The organism is Streptomyces sp. NPDC054841 (genome assembly GCF_053611045.1).
On record NZ_JBSGZO010000903.1, the window covers coordinates 1 to 1,393 of the forward strand.

The following is a 1,393-nucleotide window of genomic DNA, read 5'->3' on the forward strand; positions in this document are numbered from 1 at the left end:
CTGCTGCCCCGGCCGGTGATGTCCAGCTCTGCCGAAACCTCGATCCGAACCTGGTAGAGCACGCTGTCGCCGTCATAGCTCAGCACGTCGGACTGGCCTCCGGCCAGCATGCTGCCTTGCGAGTAAGCGACGCCGTCCTCAGTGGCGAGACCTCCGGTCACGCCGAAATGGACACCGCCACCAGGCCCGCTCGGATCGCCGAACCCGACAATGCCACGGAGCTCCGGCAGAGCCAGGCTGGCCGCCCCGGCGCCGCCGCGGTTCTTGCGCAGGAAGGTGAGCCGACGCGCCTCGACGGATGTCGGGATCCTGTCCGTACTGAGGGCGCGCAGCCCGATTGCCCGTGCCGACAGTTCCAGCGACAGCTGGTTCCCGTCCGGCAGGTCCGCGGGTGTGGTGGTGTGCTTGCCACCGAGGATGCGGCCGTGGAGCAGCTGGATGCGCGGCGCGCTCAGCCAATAGTTGATGTACTCCGTGGCCTCCGTGCCAGGCCCGGCGAGGGGGTGGCCGAGCTTCTCCCGCGCAGCCGAACGCAGCTTGCGCAGCCCCCCGATGCGTTGGGGGACCTGGTGGTAGCCGAGCAGAATACGGGTGAAGTCGTCCTTCGCAGCGCTAGCGGCGTCGCTCGGCAGCTCGATCCACGGGCCGGGCGTCTTCTCTGTCCCCTTGAGCGGGGCGAACTCTTTGGGGAACGTCATCAGCACGGTGTCGTTGACGCGGGCGGTGCGGTCAAGCGCCAGGAAGTCCTCCGCGTCGTCGTATGTCGGGAAGATCTCCAGCTCGGCGGAAGCACCCTTGAAGGCGAACCAGGCAGGCTCGCCGGAAGTGCCGAATGTGCGTCGATCCTGCACGGAGTGGGTGAGCGCGGAGACGTGGGTCTCCGTCCCGGCGCCGCCCACCGTGCCGCCGAGGAACACAAAGTTGTCGATGCCGGTAGTGACCGGAAGGGCTGCGAGGGCATTGACCGACAGCCCCCCGCCGCGAGCGGTGCTGAGCGCTGTCTTGCTGGTCGTGCTGAGCGCCAGATTCGGGTCGGCAGTCGCGGTGTTGACGACGTCGGGTGCGCCGAGCGGGAGGTGCTCGGGCAGATACTCGGCCGTGCTGGGATCGCCCAGCGACATTCGCGCGGTGCTTAGATACGTGCCGCGCTGTGGCCCACTCCCTACAGAGAAGGGGAACGTCAGGCCCTCGACGAGCATCCGCTGGCCAGCCTCCTGGCCGGCCAGCCGGACCAGTTCGGCGGCCAGCTGACGGCGCGCGGCATTCCGCACGGAAGCCTCGATCCCCTTCGGCAGGGCTTTGGCCAGCATCTGCGCAAAGGCTTGGGAATCGTCCAGCGGAATGGCCCCAAAATACTCCACCCTGTCGTGCCCGAAGGCGAAGTCCATGTCCC

At 68.1% G+C, this 1,393-nt stretch carries 1 protein-coding gene; it reads right to left on the reverse strand.

Features of this window, described 5'->3' with window-relative positions; translation table 11 throughout:
* Positions 1-1,393: hypothetical protein (locus ACWGI8_RS44305; protein ID WP_453669291.1), on the reverse strand; the 1,393-nt coding region annotated here is incomplete at both ends.